This window comes from Micromonospora coerulea (assembly GCF_016598485.1).
GTDB lineage: Bacteria > Actinomycetota > Actinomycetes > Mycobacteriales > Micromonosporaceae > Micromonospora > Micromonospora coerulea.
The window spans coordinates 53,455-67,607 of record NZ_JAEMUW010000004.1 but is presented as its reverse complement, the minus strand read 5'-3'; the positions used below and the strand labels follow the sequence as shown (position 1 = coordinate 67,607).

The 14,153-nt window shown below is 74.8% G+C and carries 15 protein-coding genes; 6 read left to right on the top strand and 9 right to left on the bottom strand.

Going from position 1 to position 14,153, the window contains the following annotated elements:
• Window positions 1–160 precede the first annotated feature (160 nt).
• The 9 genes from I8N68_RS06925 to rimP all read right to left on the bottom strand — a co-directional run bounded on the left by I8N68_RS06925 (window position 161) and on the right by rimP (window position 8,108).
• On the bottom strand, window positions 161–370 hold the full coding sequence (locus tag I8N68_RS06925; protein ID WP_200209292.1) for a DUF6186 family protein: 210 nt from the start codon (window positions 368–370) through the stop codon (window positions 161–163).
• Window positions 370–777: a hypothetical protein gene (locus I8N68_RS06920; protein WP_200209023.1), complete on the bottom strand. Its 408-nt coding sequence runs from the start codon at window positions 775–777 to the stop codon at window positions 370–372. Before I8N68_RS06920 ends, I8N68_RS06925 begins: the two co-directional genes overlap by 1 nt.
• Window positions 778–844: 67 nt before the next feature.
• Entirely contained in the window at window positions 845–1,882 is a 1,038-nt protein-coding gene (locus I8N68_RS06915; RefSeq protein ID WP_200209022.1) for a DHH family phosphoesterase, read from the bottom strand.
• Complete coding sequence (rbfA, locus tag I8N68_RS06910; RefSeq protein WP_200209021.1) at window positions 1,879–2,361, bottom strand: 30S ribosome-binding factor RbfA; 483 nt, start codon at window positions 2,359–2,361, stop codon at window positions 1,879–1,881. The genes I8N68_RS06915 and rbfA overlap by 4 nt, the downstream gene beginning before the upstream one ends.
• Before the next feature lie 169 nt (window positions 2,362–2,530).
• Complete coding sequence (locus tag I8N68_RS06905) at window positions 2,531–2,824, bottom strand: DUF503 domain-containing protein (protein WP_200209020.1); 294 nt, start codon at window positions 2,822–2,824, stop codon at window positions 2,531–2,533.
• A gap of 88 nt (window positions 2,825–2,912) precedes the next feature.
• Window positions 2,913–5,930, bottom strand: coding sequence for a translation initiation factor IF-2 (gene infB, locus I8N68_RS06900; protein ID WP_200209019.1), 3,018 nt, complete (start codon window positions 5,928–5,930; stop codon window positions 2,913–2,915).
• A gap of 93 nt (window positions 5,931–6,023) precedes the next feature.
• Window positions 6,024–6,356, bottom strand: coding sequence for a YlxR family protein (locus I8N68_RS06895; protein WP_200209018.1), 333 nt, complete (start codon window positions 6,354–6,356; stop codon window positions 6,024–6,026).
• A 16-nt stretch (window positions 6,357–6,372) separates the two neighbouring features.
• A complete protein-coding gene (gene nusA, locus I8N68_RS06890; RefSeq protein ID WP_200209017.1) occupies window positions 6,373–7,416 on the bottom strand; it encodes a transcription termination factor NusA in 1,044 nt (347 codons plus the stop codon).
• On the bottom strand, window positions 7,413–8,108 hold the full coding sequence (rimP, locus tag I8N68_RS06885; protein WP_200209016.1) for a ribosome maturation factor RimP: 696 nt from the start codon (window positions 8,106–8,108) through the stop codon (window positions 7,413–7,415). The genes nusA and rimP overlap by 4 nt, the downstream gene beginning before the upstream one ends.
• A gap of 234 nt (window positions 8,109–8,342) precedes the next feature.
• Between rimP and I8N68_RS06880 the strand changes: the two genes are divergently transcribed.
• The 6 genes from I8N68_RS06880 to I8N68_RS06855 all read left to right on the top strand — a co-directional run bounded on the left by I8N68_RS06880 (window position 8,343) and on the right by I8N68_RS06855 (window position 14,059).
• The gene (locus tag I8N68_RS06880) at window positions 8,343–8,795 is read left to right on the top strand and encodes a hypothetical protein (RefSeq protein WP_200209291.1); all 453 of its coding nucleotides are present in this window, start codon (window positions 8,343–8,345) and stop codon (window positions 8,793–8,795) included.
• A complete protein-coding gene (locus I8N68_RS06875; protein ID WP_200209015.1) occupies window positions 8,792–9,241 on the top strand; it encodes a ferritin-like domain-containing protein in 450 nt (149 codons plus the stop codon). Before I8N68_RS06880 ends, I8N68_RS06875 begins: the two co-directional genes overlap by 4 nt.
• A gap of 84 nt (window positions 9,242–9,325) precedes the next feature.
• The gene (locus I8N68_RS06870) at window positions 9,326–9,922 is read left to right on the top strand and encodes a PadR family transcriptional regulator (RefSeq protein WP_200209014.1); all 597 of its coding nucleotides are present in this window, start codon (window positions 9,326–9,328) and stop codon (window positions 9,920–9,922) included.
• A gap of 175 nt (window positions 9,923–10,097) precedes the next feature.
• A complete protein-coding gene (locus I8N68_RS06865) occupies window positions 10,098–10,832 on the top strand; it encodes an ABC transporter ATP-binding protein (protein WP_200209013.1) in 735 nt (244 codons plus the stop codon).
• Window positions 10,829–13,540, top strand: a complete 2,712-nt coding sequence (locus I8N68_RS06860) for an FtsX-like permease family protein (RefSeq protein ID WP_200209012.1) — start codon at window positions 10,829–10,831, stop codon at window positions 13,538–13,540. The genes I8N68_RS06865 and I8N68_RS06860 overlap by 4 nt, the downstream gene beginning before the upstream one ends.
• 27 nt (window positions 13,541–13,567) lie before the next feature.
• Complete coding sequence (locus tag I8N68_RS06855; protein WP_200209011.1) at window positions 13,568–14,059, top strand: nitroreductase/quinone reductase family protein; 492 nt, start codon at window positions 13,568–13,570, stop codon at window positions 14,057–14,059.
• The last annotated feature ends 94 nt before the right edge of the window (window positions 14,060–14,153 follow it).

The following is a 14,153-nucleotide window of genomic DNA, read 5'->3' as shown; positions in this document are numbered from 1 at the left end:
AGCGTGAGCCCGGGTCGGTCTGACCCTGCAGGGAGGCGGCACCTGGTGTGGCGCCACCGCCCACGACCTGCGTCGCGGCACGGCGCCGGTCCTTACCCAAGCTATCGTTCAGGTCCACATACTGCCCAGTGTTCCCGACATCTGGACGACCAGGCGCGGGTCAGCGGGCCAGGAAGTGCCAGCCGAGCCACCACCAGAAGCCGAACAGGCCGATCCGCCCGACCGGCACCGGACCGACCTCGTACCGCATCACGAACGCGCAGACGTCGCCGAGCGTCGGAACGCGGGAGCCCTCCCGCCGCGACGCCCACTCCACCGCGGTGAAAAGCAGCACCGCGGTCAGGAAACCGCCGATCGCCAGCGCCCGCATCATCGCCGCACCAGACCCCAGAACGCGGCCAGCCAGGCGAACCATGCCGTGGACCGGACCAGTTCGTCGTCGAGCAACGGATCCGCCAGCCGGGAGAAGGTCGGGAAGTCGTCCCCCACCGAGAGCACGAAGGTCGCCCCCTCGAGGACCCCGAAGACGGCCGCCGGCAGCAGCCACCAGACCGCCCCCGGGGCGAGCCGGCGGGGGGCGGGCCGCCGGGGCACCCGGTTGCTCAACCCGAGCCAGATCAGCGCCCCGCCGGTGCCGAAGGTGTAGAGGTTCGCCTGCGCGGAGAAGGACGGCAGCTGCCCGCCCACCAGAGAGAGGGAGATCAGCACCGGTACGGAGACCACGGGACGGTCCCACGTCCGGGGCGCCTCGGCGGTGAGCTCGCGGGAGTGATCCATCACCCGATTGTCCCCACCGTCACGAAGCGCGGGAAGACCGCGACGCCCCGGAGCCGACCCGGAGATCTCAGGCCGGCAGCAACGCCTCGTCGAGTTCGGCGCGGATCCGGTCGACGACCTCGTCGGCGCTGCCCCGCCCGGTGAACCCAGCGGCGAACCGGTGACCGCCGCCGCCCAGTGCCACCGCGACCCGGCTCACGTCCACCGCGCCCTTGCTCCGCAGCGACACCGCCCACTCGGTGGCCGCCACCTGCTTGACCACACAGCTCACGTCCGCCTCCGCCGTGCAGCGCACCGAGTCGATCAGTGCCTCCAGCACGTACGGCGGCTGGTCGTGCCGGGCCAGGTCGTCCAGGGTCGCGTACGTCCAGACCAGGCCGCGCCCGCCGGCCGCACCCGGCTCCAGGCGGGCCCGGCCGATCGCCTCGCCGAAGAGCCGGACCGCGCCGAACGGCCGGGTGTCGTAGATCCGCTGGGAGATGTCCCCCGGCCGGATCCCGGTGGCCAGCAGGCGGGCGGCCATCTCGTGCACCGCCGGGGTGGTCGCCTCGAACCGGAACGAGCCGGTGTCAGTACTCAGCGCAACGTAGAGGCAGGCGGCGATGTCCGCGTCCAGCGGCACCCCGAGCCGGTCCAGCAGCCCCTCCGCGACCACCGAGGTCGCCGCCGCGTGCGGGTCGACCAGATTGACGCCGCCGAAGCGGGTGTTCGAGGCGTGGTGGTCGAGCACCAGCGCCGTGCCCGCCGTGTCGAGCCGGTCCACCAGGTCACCGAGCCGGGACTCGCTCGCCGCGTCGAAGCAGATGACCAGGTCCGGGTCCGGGTACGCGGCGTCCTGCGGCACGAGCAGGTCACGCCCGGGCAGCCACCGGAACGGCTCCGGCAGCTCCGGCGGCCCGGGGAACGTCGCCTGGAGTCGGCGTACGCCCAGCCGGCGCAGCCCCAGCCCGAAGCCGAGCATGCTGCCCAGCGCGTCCCCGTCCGGGTTGACGTGGCAGATCAGCAGCACCCGCGCGTCGGCGGGGAGTCGGCGTACCGCGGCGACCGCGGCCGCCCATTCGGCCCCGGTGGGCGCCTCGGCGGCGCCCGCGGCGGGGTCGGTCACCGGCGCTCGCTGCGCGGCTCGTCCTCGGTCTCGACGTCCTCGACCTGGGCGTCCTCGACCTCGTCCTCGAGCCGGTACGGCTGGGGCTCGCCCGCGTACTTCGCGCTGGCGGCCAGCCGCTGCACCTCGGCGTCGGCGTTGCGGGCCGCGGCGAGCAGGTCGTCGATGTGCTTGACCTGGTCCTGCACGTCGTCGAGGACGAAGGTCAGGGTCGGCGAGTGCCGCAGGCCGAGGGCCTTGCCGACAGTGCTGCGGAGCATGCCCTTGGCACTCTCCAGCGCGGCGGCGGTGCTGGCCTGGGCCGCCGCGTCGCCAAGCACCGTGTAGAACACGGTGGCGTCGCGCAGGTCGGCGGTGATCCGGGCGTCGGTGATGGTGATCATCCCGAGCCGGGGGTCCTTGATCTGGCTCCGCACCACCGACGCGACCAGTTCGCGGATGCGCTCCGCGTGCCGCCGTACCTTGGCCGGATCCGTCATCTCCCCCACCTCCAGGGCGTTCTGCTCCCGACCGGAAACGACGGTGCGGGGCACCGCCGGGCCCGACCGCCCAACACCTCGAACACTACCCGCGCGCTCGTGACCGTCGCGCGCAGCCGCCGGTGTCGGCGGCCACGCCCGTGGTGGTACCGCATGGCCGGGGCGTCAGTCAGTCCTCCTCGCCGTAGAGCCGGCGGCGCACCGAGAGCAGCTCCGCCTCGGGACGCTCGGCCACCAGGCGCTCGCACGAGTCGAGCACCTCGCGGACGTGGGCCGCCTCGGCGGCCACCACGGCCACCCCGATCTCGGCCCGACCGTGCAGGTCGAGCGCTCCCACTTCGGCGGCCGACACCTCGAAGCGGCGCAGCGCCGCGACGATCGGCCGTACATATGATCTTTTCGCCTTGAGCGACCGGGAGTCGCTCGGCAGCAGCAGGTCGAAGACCGCGGTTCCGGTGAACATCGCCCCGGACATTACGGTCACCCCCTGACATGATCAAGGGGTTTACGCCGATTGGCGTAAACCCCTTGATCACTGTGTCAGTACCGGATCAGGCGCGCGGCTTCTCCCGCATCTCGAAGGTCTCGATGATGTCGCCGACCTGGACGTTGTTGTAACCGGCCAGCGTCAGACCACACTCGAAGCCCTCGCGGACCTCCGTCGCGTCGTCCTTGAACCGCTTGAGGGAACTGATGGTGAGGTTGTCCGCCACGACCGACCCGTCCCGCAGCAGCCGCGCCTTGGCGTTGCGGCGGATGACGCCGGACCGGACGATACAGCCGGAGATGTTGCCGACCTTGGACGAGCGGAAGACGTCGCGGATCTCCGCGGAGCCCAGCTCGACCTCCTCGTACTCCGGCTTGAGCAGCCCCTTGAGCGCGGCGTCGATCTCCTCGATGGCCTGGTAGATGACCGTGTAGTACCGGATCTCCACGCCCTCGCGGTCGGCGATCTCGCGGACCTTGTTGGCGGCCCGCACGTTGAAGCCGATGATCGTGACCGCCTCGGACGAGGCGCTCGCGAGCATGACGTCGCTCTCGGTGATCGCGCCCACGCCCCGGTGGATGATCCTGAGCTGGACCTCCTCCGGGATGTCGAGGTTGAACAGCGCGTCCTCGAGGGCCTCCACGGAACCGGAGACGTCGCCCTTGAGCACCAGGTTGAGCGAGGTCTTCTCGCCCTCCTTGAGCTGCTCCATGAGCGTCTCGAGGGTGGCCCGGCCACGGGAGTTGGCGAAGGACGCCGCCCGCCGCCGTGCCTGTCGCTGCTCGGCGATCTGGCGCACCGTGCGGTCATCCTCGGCCGCCAGGAAGGTGTCACCCGCACCCGGCACCGCGGTCAGACCGAGCACCAGGACCGGACGGGCAGGACCCGCCTCGGCGACCTGGTTGCCGTTCTCGTCGAGCATCGCGCGGACCCGGCCGTGCGCCCCGCCGGCGACGATGGAGTCGCCCGCCCGCAGGGTGCCCTTCTGCACCAGCACCGTCGCCACCGCACCGCGGCCCTTGTCCAGGTGCGCCTCGATGGCCACACCCTGCGCCGGCCCGTCGATCGGAGCGGTCAGCTCCAGCGACGCGTCGGCGGTCAGCAGGACCGCCTCGAGCAGCTCCTCGATGCCGATGCCCGGCTTCGCCGCCACGTTGACGAACATGGTCTCGCCGCCGTACTCCTCGGCGACCAGCCCGTACTCGGTCAGCTGCTGGCGGACCTTGTCCGGGTTGGCCTCCGGCTTGTCGACCTTGTTGACCGCGACCACGATCGGCACGTCGGCCGCCTTGGCGTGGTTCAACGCCTCGATGGTCTGCGGCATCACGCCGTCGTCGGCCGCCACCACCAGCACCACGATGTCCGTCACCTGGGCACCACGGGCACGCATGGCGGTGAACGCCTCGTGACCCGGGGTGTCGATGAAGGTCACCGCGCGGTCCTCGCCCTCGTGCGGGACGTGGACCTGGTACGCGCCGATGTGCTGGGTGATGCCACCCGCCTCGCCGGCCACGACGTTCGCCTTACGGATCGCGTCGAGCAGCTTGGTCTTACCGTGGTCGACGTGACCCATGACGGTCACCACCGGCGCACGGCTGACCAGGCGCTCCTCCGCGACCACGGCGTCGAGGTCGATGTTGAACTGCGCGAGCAGCTCGCGGTCCTCGTCCTCCGGGCTGACGATCTGCACATCGAAACCGAGGTGCTCACCCAGCAGCAGCAGGGTTTCGTCGGAGCAGGACTGGGTCGCGGTGACCATCTCGCCCAGGTTGAACATCTCCTGGACCAGCGAACCCGGGTTGGCGTTGATCTTGTCGGCGAAGTCCGACAGCGAGGCGCCACGGGAGAGCCGGACGACCTGACCCTGACCCCGGGGGGCACCCGAGCTCATGGTCGGGGCCGACAGGTTGTCGAACTCCTGTCTGCGCTGCTTCTTGGACTTGCGACCACGGGTCGGCCGACCACCCGGACGCCCGAAGGCACCCGCGGCGCCGCCGCCACGGCCACGACCGCCACCACCCGGACGGCCACCGCCGCCGGCTGGCGCACCGGGACGGAAACCGCCACCGGGAGCACCGGCACCGCCGCCGCCACCGGGACCGCCACGGTAGCCACCGCCACCGCCGCCGCCACCGGGACCGCCGCGGAAGCCACCGCCACCGCCGCCGGCACCGCCACCGCCACCGGGGCGGAAGCCACCGCCACCGCCGCCGGGGCGACCCGCGCCGCCACCGGGGCCGCCACGACCGCCACCGGGGCCACCGGGGCGACCCGTGGTGGGGCGCTGAGTCGGCATGGAGGCCGGGCTGGGCCGCGGCGGCATGGAGGCCGGGCTCGGCCGCGGCGGCATGCCCGCCGGGCTGGGCCGGGGGCCACCGGCGGCCGGGGGCCGCTGCTGCTGGCCGCCCTGGATGCCGAACGGGTTGTTACCGGCGCCGCGCGCCGGCGGACGACCGCCCGGCCGGGCACCCGGGCCCGGGGTCGGGCCACCGGGACGACCGGCGGCCGGGGTACCCGGACGCGGCGGCACCGCGTTCGGACCCGGACGCGGAGCCGGACCCGGACGGGGACCGCCCTCGGCCGGAGGCTCCCGGCGGACGTTCTCCCGCTGCTGCTGGCGGGCGGCCTGCGCGGCCTTGACCGCGGCCTCCTGCTCAGCCTTGAGGGCGGCGGCGCGCGCCTCGGCGGCCGCCACCTCGATGTCGTGCGCGCTCGCCGGCTTGGCGACCGGGGTCGCCGGCTGCGGCGGGCCGGGGACCGGGCCCTTGGGCTTCGGTCCAGGGGTCGGCGCGGTCGGCCGCCGGGGCGGCATCGGCCTGGCCGACACCCGGGGGGCACCCGGGGTCGGGGATGGCGTCGGGGTCGGCGCCGGGCTCGGGGCGGCCGCCGCGGGGGCGGCCGAAGCCGAGGGACCACCGGCGGACGCGACGAATGCGCCACGCAGCCGTCGGGCGACGGGCGCCTCGACGGTGCTGGACGCGGACTTCACGAACTCGCCCATTTCCTTCAGCTTAGCGAGAACGGTCTTGCTTTCGACCCCGAGCTCTTTTGCCAGCTCGTGTACGCGGGCCTTACCTGCCACTGCACTCCTCACTCCGAGGTCGTGCGGGCAGTACCCGCAGCGACCTCACTCCTGCACTTGAAGCCTGGTCATTTCAGGGACTTCATCGTGTGCTCATGTCGGTCGTCCTACCTTGCTAGCGACCCTCGCCCGGTCGGGCTGACCGGACGTCGTGGTTGGCGCGGCAACGTGCTCCGCCAGCTCACCGTGATCGACGACCCCGGTGATGCGCAGTGCCCGCCCGAAGGCGCGGCGGCGCACCGCCTGCGCGAAGCAGGCCGGATCCGGGTGCATGTGCGCTCCCCGACCCGGCAGTCTGCGGGCCGGATCGGGCCGGAGGCTGTAACCAGCCTCGTCACCGATCGCGACGATCCGCAGCAGTTCGCTGGCCGGCGCACGTCTCCGGCAGCCCACACAGGTGCGCTCCGGCAGCGCGCGTCGTACCACTGGAGAAAGTCTACCCCTAGCTGCTCGAGATCGCGCCGCCCGGCTCCGGGACGTGATCAGCAGCGCCCCGGCCGGCCGTGCCGGTCTGCTCCGCATCCGACCGGATGTCGATCCGCCAACCGGTCAACCGGGCGGCAAGCCGGGCATTCTGCCCCTCCCGACCGATCGCCAGGGAGAGCTGGAAGTCCGGCACCGTGACCCGGGCCGTGCGGCTGGCCAGGTCGACGACCTCGACCCGCAGCGCCCGGGCCGGCGAGAGCGCGTTGCCGACGAAGGTCGCCGGGTCGTCCGACCAGTCGATAATGTCGATCTTCTCACCGTGCAGCTCGCTCATCACCGCGCGGACCCGCTGCCCCATCGGGCCGATGCAGGCGCCCTTGGCGTTGACGCCCGGGGTGGTCGAGCGGACCGCGATCTTCGTCCGGTGGCCCGCCTCCCGGGCGATCGCGCCGATCTCGACCGTGCCGTCGGCGATCTCCGGCACCTCGAGCGCGAAGAGTTTCTTCACCAGCGCCGGGTGCGAACGGGACAGGGTGATCTGCGGCCCGCGCGTTCCCTTCGCCACGTGCACCACGACGCAGCGGATCCGCTCGCCGTGCGTGTACCGCTCGCCGGGCACCTGCTCCGACTGCGGGAGGACGCCCTCCAGCTTGCCCAGGTTGACGCTGACGATGCCCTTCTCGGCCCGCGCCTCGTGCGCCTGCACCACGCCGGTGACCAGGTCGCCCTCGCGGCCGACGTACTCGCCGAAGTGCACCTCGTCGGTGGCCTCCCGCAGCCGCTGGAGGATCACCTGCTTCGCCGTCATGGCGGCGATCCGGCCGAAGTCGTGCGGGGTGTCGTCCCACTCCCGCACCACGGTGCCGTCGTCGTCCAGCTCCTGGGCGTAGACTAGGGCCGCGCCCGACTTGCGGTCGATCTCCACCCGGGCGTGCGCCTCGGCGCCCTCGGTGTGCCGGTAGGCGGTCAGCAACGCGGTCTCGATCGCCGCGAGGATCGTGTCGAACGGGATCTCCCGCTCGCGCTCGAGTGCGCGCAGCGCCGCGAGGTCGATGTTCACCTCTCCTCGTCCTCCACATCATCTTCGTCGTCGATGTCGTCAATGTCGTCAATGTCGCCGGCCTCGTCGGACTCGTCCGCCTCGTCGAGGCGGACGAACTCGACCTGGACCCGACCGGGTCCGAGCTCGGCGTAGCTGTGCTCCGCGCGGCCGGCATCGGTCTCCAGCACCACGCGTTCGTCGTCGGCCTCGATCACCCGGCCGGTGACCTGCCGGTCTCCGGCGGCCCGCTGCTCGGGCCGGCCCGGCGTGCCGCGCACGGTCACCTTGACCAGCCGGCCGACGTTGCGCCGCCAGTGCCGGGGCAGGGTGAGCGGGCGGTCCACGCCCGGCGAGCTGACCTCGAGCTGGTACTCCCCCGCCACGATGTCACCGCCGGCCTCCTCGGCGGCGTCCAACGCCACCGAAACCGCCCGGGAGACGTCCGCGACCGCGTCCAGGTTGATCCCGCCGTCGGCGTCCACGATCACCCGTACGATGTGCCGCCGGCCGGCCCGGGAGACCGCGAGGTCCTCCAAGTCGTACCCGGCCGCCGTGACCACCGGTTCGATCACCTCGCGCAGTCGCGCGCGCCGGGCGCCCAGGTCACCGCCGCGCGGTGCGCCGGCCCGGTCCCCGTCACGGGGGCCGTCGGCCCGCCGGGGACGCCCGGAGGGCCCCGTCGGCCTGGTGGCACGGCCACGCTGCGTCATCTGGCGCACCCTTCTCCTGATCAGGTTCGGGCCGGGTCGGCCCGCCATGCCGGCACGCCACCGGGGCAATCGCGCCCGGTGGCTGGGCAGAGCGTAACGCGCGCAGCGGGCGACGGACCCGGCGGCGCACCGACGCCGGTGGCCCACGGGCGACCACAGATGGTGTTGACTTGTCCGGTGGCGACTGGCAGAACAACACAGCGCGACGGGGCACCCAGGCATTCCCGGCGAAACCTGCTGCGCGCCGGGGCGCTGGTGGTGGCCGGCGGGGCGACCGTGGCGCTGACCGGCTGTGATCTTTTCGACGACGACGACGAGCCGCCGGCGCCCGACCCGCTGGAGCCGTTGGCGGCGGAATCCGCCGCGCTGGCCGCCCAGCACCGGGCCGCGCTCGCCGCGGACCCGAGCCTGGCCGACCGGCTGACCCCGATCGCCGACGCCCACCAGGCCCACGCCGACGAGCTGCGCCGGGTGATCGGCCGCCCGGCGCCCTCGGGCACGCCGGCCGGCGCCCCGCCCGCTTCCGGCGCCGCCGAGCCCGACGGCCTGCTCGCCGAGCTCCAAGCGGCCGAACAGACCGGTCGGGAGAACGCGGCGAAGGCGTGCGCGGCAGCGCCCGCCGAGCGGGCCGCGCTGCTCGGCTCGATCGCCGCCGCCCGGGCCACCCATCTGGAGGCGTTGAAGTGATTCCCCGTACCGCGCCGACCGGCCCCGCCGAGGCCCTCGCCGCCGCCCTGACCGCGGAGTACGCGGCGATCTGGGCGTACGGCCCGATCGGCGTCCGCCTCACCGACGCCGCCCGGACGGCCGCCCGCGCCGCCGAGGCGGCCCACCGCGCCCGCCGCGACGCCCTCATCCTCCAGCTCAGCTCCGGCGGCGGTCAGGTGCCCGCCGACCGGGCCGGCTACGCCCTGCCGTACCCGGTGAACGACCGGGCCAGCGCGCTCAAGCTGGCGATCGAGATCGAGGAGCGGACCGCCGGGTTCTGGCGGGCGGCGCTGCCGCACACCACCGGGGCGGACCGGAACCGGGCCCTGGCCGCGCTGACCGACTGCGCGCTGCGCGCCACCCGGTGGCGGCGCACCGCCAGAGTGACCCCGCTCACCGTGCCCTTCCCGGGCCGCCCCACCTGAGCCGGTCGGGCGGACAGCGGCCCAGGTCACCCTGCGGGTGGTTCCGGTTGCGGACCGCATACCAGGTATGCATACTCCGTTGCCATGTCCATCCGTCACGGGCTGCTCGCCCTGCTCGAGCGCGGCCAGATGTACGGCTACCAGCTCCGCGCCGCGTTCGAGGAGTCCACCGGCGCGACCTGGCCGCTGAACATCGGGCAGGTCTACACCACCCTCTCCCGCCTGGAGCGGGACGGCCTGGTGCGCCCGCTGCCGGAGAGCGAGGCCGGGCAGCGACCGTACGAGATCACCGACGCCGGGCGGGCGGACCTGGCGCTCTGGTTCGCCACCCCGATCAGCCGCACCGACCGGCCCCGGGACGAGCTGGCGATCAAGCTGGCCCTGGCGCTGACGACCCCCGGCGTGGACGTCCGCGCGGTGGTGCAGACCCAGCGCAGCGCGACCATGCGGGCGTTGCAGGAGTTGACCCGGCTGAAGTACGCCAGCGACAAGCCGGAGGACCTGCCCTGGCGGCTGGTGCTGGACGCGATGGTCTTCCAGGCCGAGGCGGAGATCCGCTGGCTGGACCACTGCGAGACGAGCCTGGTCCGCTACCGTCCCGCCCCGCTCCGCCCGCCGGCGCCCGACAGCGGGGACGCCGGGGTGGTGGTGGACCGGCCCGGAAGGGAGGCCCACCGGTGAGCGCGAGGAGTGAGCCGGGTTTGCGAGCCCCGCAGTCGCGAACGAAAGGCCCACCGGTGAGCGCGAGGAGTGAGCCGGGTTTGCGAGCCCCGCAGTCGCGAACGAAAGGCGGCCCGGTGAGCGCGAAGAGTGAGCCGGGTGTGCGAGCCCCCCAGTCGCGAACGGAGCCGATCCGATGACCGTCGGGGGCGCCGCGGTGCTGGAGCTGCGGGAGGTCCACCGGACCCACGGGGCCGGCGTGGCCGCGGTGCACGCGCTGCGCGGCGTCAGCCTCACCGTCCAGCCGGGCGAGCTGGTCGCGGTGATGGGCCCCTCCGGCTCCGGTAAGTCGACCCTGCTGGCGCTGGCCGGCGGGCTGGACCGCCCGACCGGCGGCGAGGTGCTGGTCGAGGGAGCGGCGCTGGGCGGGCTGGGCCGCCGCGAGCTGGCCCGGCTGCGGCGGCGGCGGATCGGCTACGTCTTCCAGGATCTCAACCTGCTGGGCAGCCTCACTGCGGCGGAGAACGTCGCGCTGCCCCTGGAGCTCGACGGCACGGGTGTCCGGCAGGCCCGGCGGCTGGCCCTGGCCGCGCTGGCGGAGGTTGAGCTGACCGGGCTGGGCGACCGCTTTCCCGACCAGCTCTCCGGCGGCCAGCAGCAGCGGGTGGCGATCGCCCGGGCGCTGGTCGGGGAGCGCCGGCTGGTGCTCGCCGACGAGCCGACCGGGGCGCTGGACTCGCAGGCCGGGGAGGCGGTGCTGCACCTGCTGCGCCGCCGGGTGGACGCCGGCGCGGCGGGGGTGCTGGTCACCCACGAGGCTCGGCACGCCGGCTGGGCGGACCGGGTGATCTTCCTCCGGGACGGGGTGCTCGTCGACTCGACGGCGCCGCTGGCCGGCGTCGAGCAGCTGCTGACCGGCAGCGAGCGGTGAGCCGGGGCCGGTTCGCCGGGGCGGTCGGCTCGTGGCTGGTCGCGCTCCGCATCGCGCGCCGGGAGGCGCGGCGGGCCCGCGGGCGTACCGCGCTGGTACTAGCGATGATCACGCTGCCCGTGCTGGCGCTGAGCTTCACCGCGGTGAGCTGGGACATGGCCCGGCTGACCCGGGCGGAGCAGCTGGAGCGGCGGCTCGGCGGCGCCGACGCGGAGCTGCGCTGGTCGGCGGAGAACGCGGTGGTCCAGGACGCCTGGGGGGAGAATTCCTGGTCGGCCCGGGGCGAGCTGGTGCCGCGGGCCCGCCCGGTGACCGCCGCCGACGTGACCGGGCTGCTGCCGCCGGGCAGCCGGGTCAGCCGGGTCCGCTGGTCGGTCCCGTTCGAGGTACGGCTCGACGGCCGGACGGTGCCGTTCGACGCCCGGAGCCTGGACCTGAGCGACCCCGTCGCGGGGCGGCTGGCGACGCTGCGCGCCGGACGCCGCCCGGCCGCGCCGGACGAGATCGCGGTCAGCCCGCCGGCCCTGCGCCATCTGGGCGTACGCCTCGGCGACCCGGTGCGCACCAGGGACGGCCGGATGTACCGGGTGGTCGGGACCGTGGAGTTCCCCGACAACCTGCGGGAGGTGGTCGCGCTGGGGCCGCAGGCTCCGACCGGCTCGCTCTCCCCGCCCGACGACAGCTGGCTGGTGGACCTGCCGGGGCGGCTGGGGCCGGCGCTGGTGGACCGGCTGAACGCGCACGGCCTGACGGTGCGCGCCCGCACCGCCCTGCCCGGTCGCGAGGACGCGCCCTTCGATGCGACACCGGCGCCGGACCCGGCCGAGGCGGGCAACGCGGTGCTGGTGGGTGGCCTCGGCCTGCTGGAGGTGGTGCTGCTGGTCGGGCCGGCCTTCGCGGTCGGCGTACGGCGGCGGCGCCGGGACCTCGCGCTGCTGGCGGTGGCCGGCGGGGACCACGTGCAGCTGCGTCGCGTGGTGCTGGCCGACGGGGTGGTGCTCGGCTCGGCGGGGGCGACGCTCGGGCTGCTGCTCGGCACCGCCGCGGCGTTCGCCGGCCGCTCGTTGGTGGAGCAGCACCTGACCTTTGCCCGCTCCGGCGGGTACCGCGTCTTCCCGGCCGCGCTGGCCGCGATCGCCGCGGTGGCGGTGCTGGCCGGCGTGCTCGCCGCACTGGCGCCGGCCTGGGCGGCCGCCCGCGAGGACGTGGTGGCCGGGCTGGCCGGGCGGCGCAGCCCGCCCCGGCGGCGCCGGCGCTGGCTGCTCCTCGGGATGCTGCTCACGGTCGGCGGTGCCGCCGTCGCGGCGCTCGGCGCTGCCCGGACCAGCCCGACGGTGATCCTGACCGGGCTGATCCTCGGGGAGCTGGGCCTGGTCTTCGCCACCCCGACGCTGATCGGGCTGCTCGCCCGGGCGGGACGCCTGCTGCCGCTGGCGCCGCGGCTGGCGCTGCGCGATGCCAGCCGCAACCGCTCCTCCGCCGCCCCGGCGATCTCCGCGGTGATGGCCGCGGTGGCCGGCAGCGTCGCGCTCGGCGTCTACCTGGCCAGCGACGAGGCCCGGGCCCGGGCGGACTGGCAGCCCGGCATGCCGCCCGGCAACGTCATGCTGCTGCGTGCCGACTCGCCGGGGAGCCCGCTGCCCCCGCCGGCGGAGATCGCCACCCGGATCCGGGCCACCCTGCCGGGCGGTACGGTCGCCCGGCTGGCGGGGCCCGCGTGCGCCGCACCGGCGTCTCCGGAGGACTACTGCCTGGCCGCCGCGGTGGTGCCGGCCGACCGGGCGTGCCCGTACCAGCCGTCCGAGTACCTGACCGACGACGGCCGCCGCCGGGCCCTCGCCGATCCCCGGTGCACCGGGCCGCTCCGCAGTCCGGACGGCTTCTCCCTCCCGGCGTACGTGGACGACGGCTCCGCAGTGCCCGCGCTCACCGGCGCCCCCGCCGACGAGGTGGTCGCCGCGGCGCGCGTGCTGCGGGCCGGCGGGGTGGTGGTCACCGACCCGCGGCAGGTGGTCGACGGGCGGGTGACCGTCACCGCCAGCCGGACCACCGACGGGGCGGAAGTCCCACAGACCACCACCGCCAGCCTGCCCGGCCACGCGCTGCGCGGCGGCCTGCCGGTGGACCGGCTCTTTCTCTCCGCGGCGGCCGCCGACCGGCTCGGCCTGGCGGTCGAGCAGCTCGGGTACGTGGTCGGCACCACCGCGCCGCCGGCCCCGGCGGCGCAGGATCGGCTCACCGCCGATCTGGCCCCGCTCGCCGAGCTTCAGGTGCAGGTGGCGTGGGCGGGGCCGGCCTCGGACCGGCGGCCGCTGCTGCTTCTGCTGGCCGCCGGCTCCGGCCTGATCACCCTGGGCGCCGCCGGGGTGGCCACCGGGCTGGCCGCCGCCGAGGGCCGGCGGGACCTGTCCATCCTGGCCGCGGTGGGCGCCAGCCCGGGGGTACGCCGGGTGCTCTCGCTCTGCCAGGCCGGCGTGATCGCGGTGCTCGGCTCGGTGCTGGGCATCGTCGCCGGCCTCGGCTCGGCGGTGATCATCCTCGCCTCGGTGAACCGCCGGTACGCGGCGGCGTGGCCGGTCGAGACCCCGTACCCGGTGGTGGTGCCCTGGTCGACCCTCGGCGTGCTGGTGGTGGTGCCGCTGCTGGCGATGCTCGGGGCCGGGCTGGTGACCCGGTCCCGGCTGCCGGTGGAACGCCGCCTCGACTGACAGTGCGGATGCCGGCAGACTGGGCCCGTGTCCGTCCTGGGAACCCTCACGCGCCGCCTCGGTCACCGCAGGTGGTTCCGCGCCATGCGCCTGCTGGTCCCCGCCGACCGGATGGTCGGCCGGCTCACCAAGGGCCGGGTCGTCGCGCTCGGCCTGGTGCCTTCCCTGGTCATCACCACCACCGGCCGCCGCTCCGGCCAGCCGCGCAGCAATCCCCTGCTGTACGTGGCGGACGGCGACGCGTACGTGGTGACCGGGTCGAACTGGGGGCAACGGCACCAGCCCGGCTGGGCGCTGAACCTGCTGGCACAGCCGGCCGCCGAGGTGGACGTCAAGGGGCGCCGGATCCCGGTCCGCGCCGAACTGGCCACCGGCGCCGAACGGGAACGGCTGTGGCAGCTGCTGGTCACCGAGTGGCCCGCCTACCGGACGTACGCCGAGCGGGCCGGCGGGCGGGAGATCCACGTCTTCCGGCTGGTTCCGGTCGGCGGGACGCCGCCGGCGGCCGACCTGGCCTGACCCCGCGCGGCGCCCCGGCGCGGCGGACCGCCCTGGCTAGGGTGGTGGGCGGCGACGTCGCCGGGCGGACCGGCGGCCCGCGCCCGGACGGAGG

What these genes read in the sequence shown, in the direction of transcription:
- I8N68_RS06925 (WP_200209292.1), bottom strand. Translation starts at nt 370, where the DNA reads ATGCGGGCGCTGGCGATCGGCGGTTTCCTGACCGCGGTGCTGCTTTTC.
- I8N68_RS06920 (WP_200209023.1), bottom strand. Translation starts at nt 777, where the DNA reads ATGGATCACTCCCGCGAGCTCACCGCCGAGGCGCCCCGGACGTGGGAC.
- rbfA (WP_200209021.1), bottom strand. Translation starts at nt 2,361, where the DNA reads ATGACGGATCCGGCCAAGGTACGGCGGCACGCGGAGCGCATCCGCGAA.
- I8N68_RS06905 (WP_200209020.1), bottom strand. Translation starts at nt 2,824, where the DNA reads ATGTTCACCGGAACCGCGGTCTTCGACCTGCTGCTGCCGAGCGACTCC.
- rimP (WP_200209016.1), bottom strand. Translation starts at nt 8,108, where the DNA reads ATGACGCAGCGTGGCCGTGCCACCAGGCCGACGGGGCCCTCCGGGCGT.
- I8N68_RS06870 (WP_200209014.1), top strand. Translation starts at nt 9,326, where the DNA reads ATGTCCATCCGTCACGGGCTGCTCGCCCTGCTCGAGCGCGGCCAGATG.
- I8N68_RS06865 (WP_200209013.1), top strand. Translation starts at nt 10,098, where the DNA reads ATGACCGTCGGGGGCGCCGCGGTGCTGGAGCTGCGGGAGGTCCACCGG.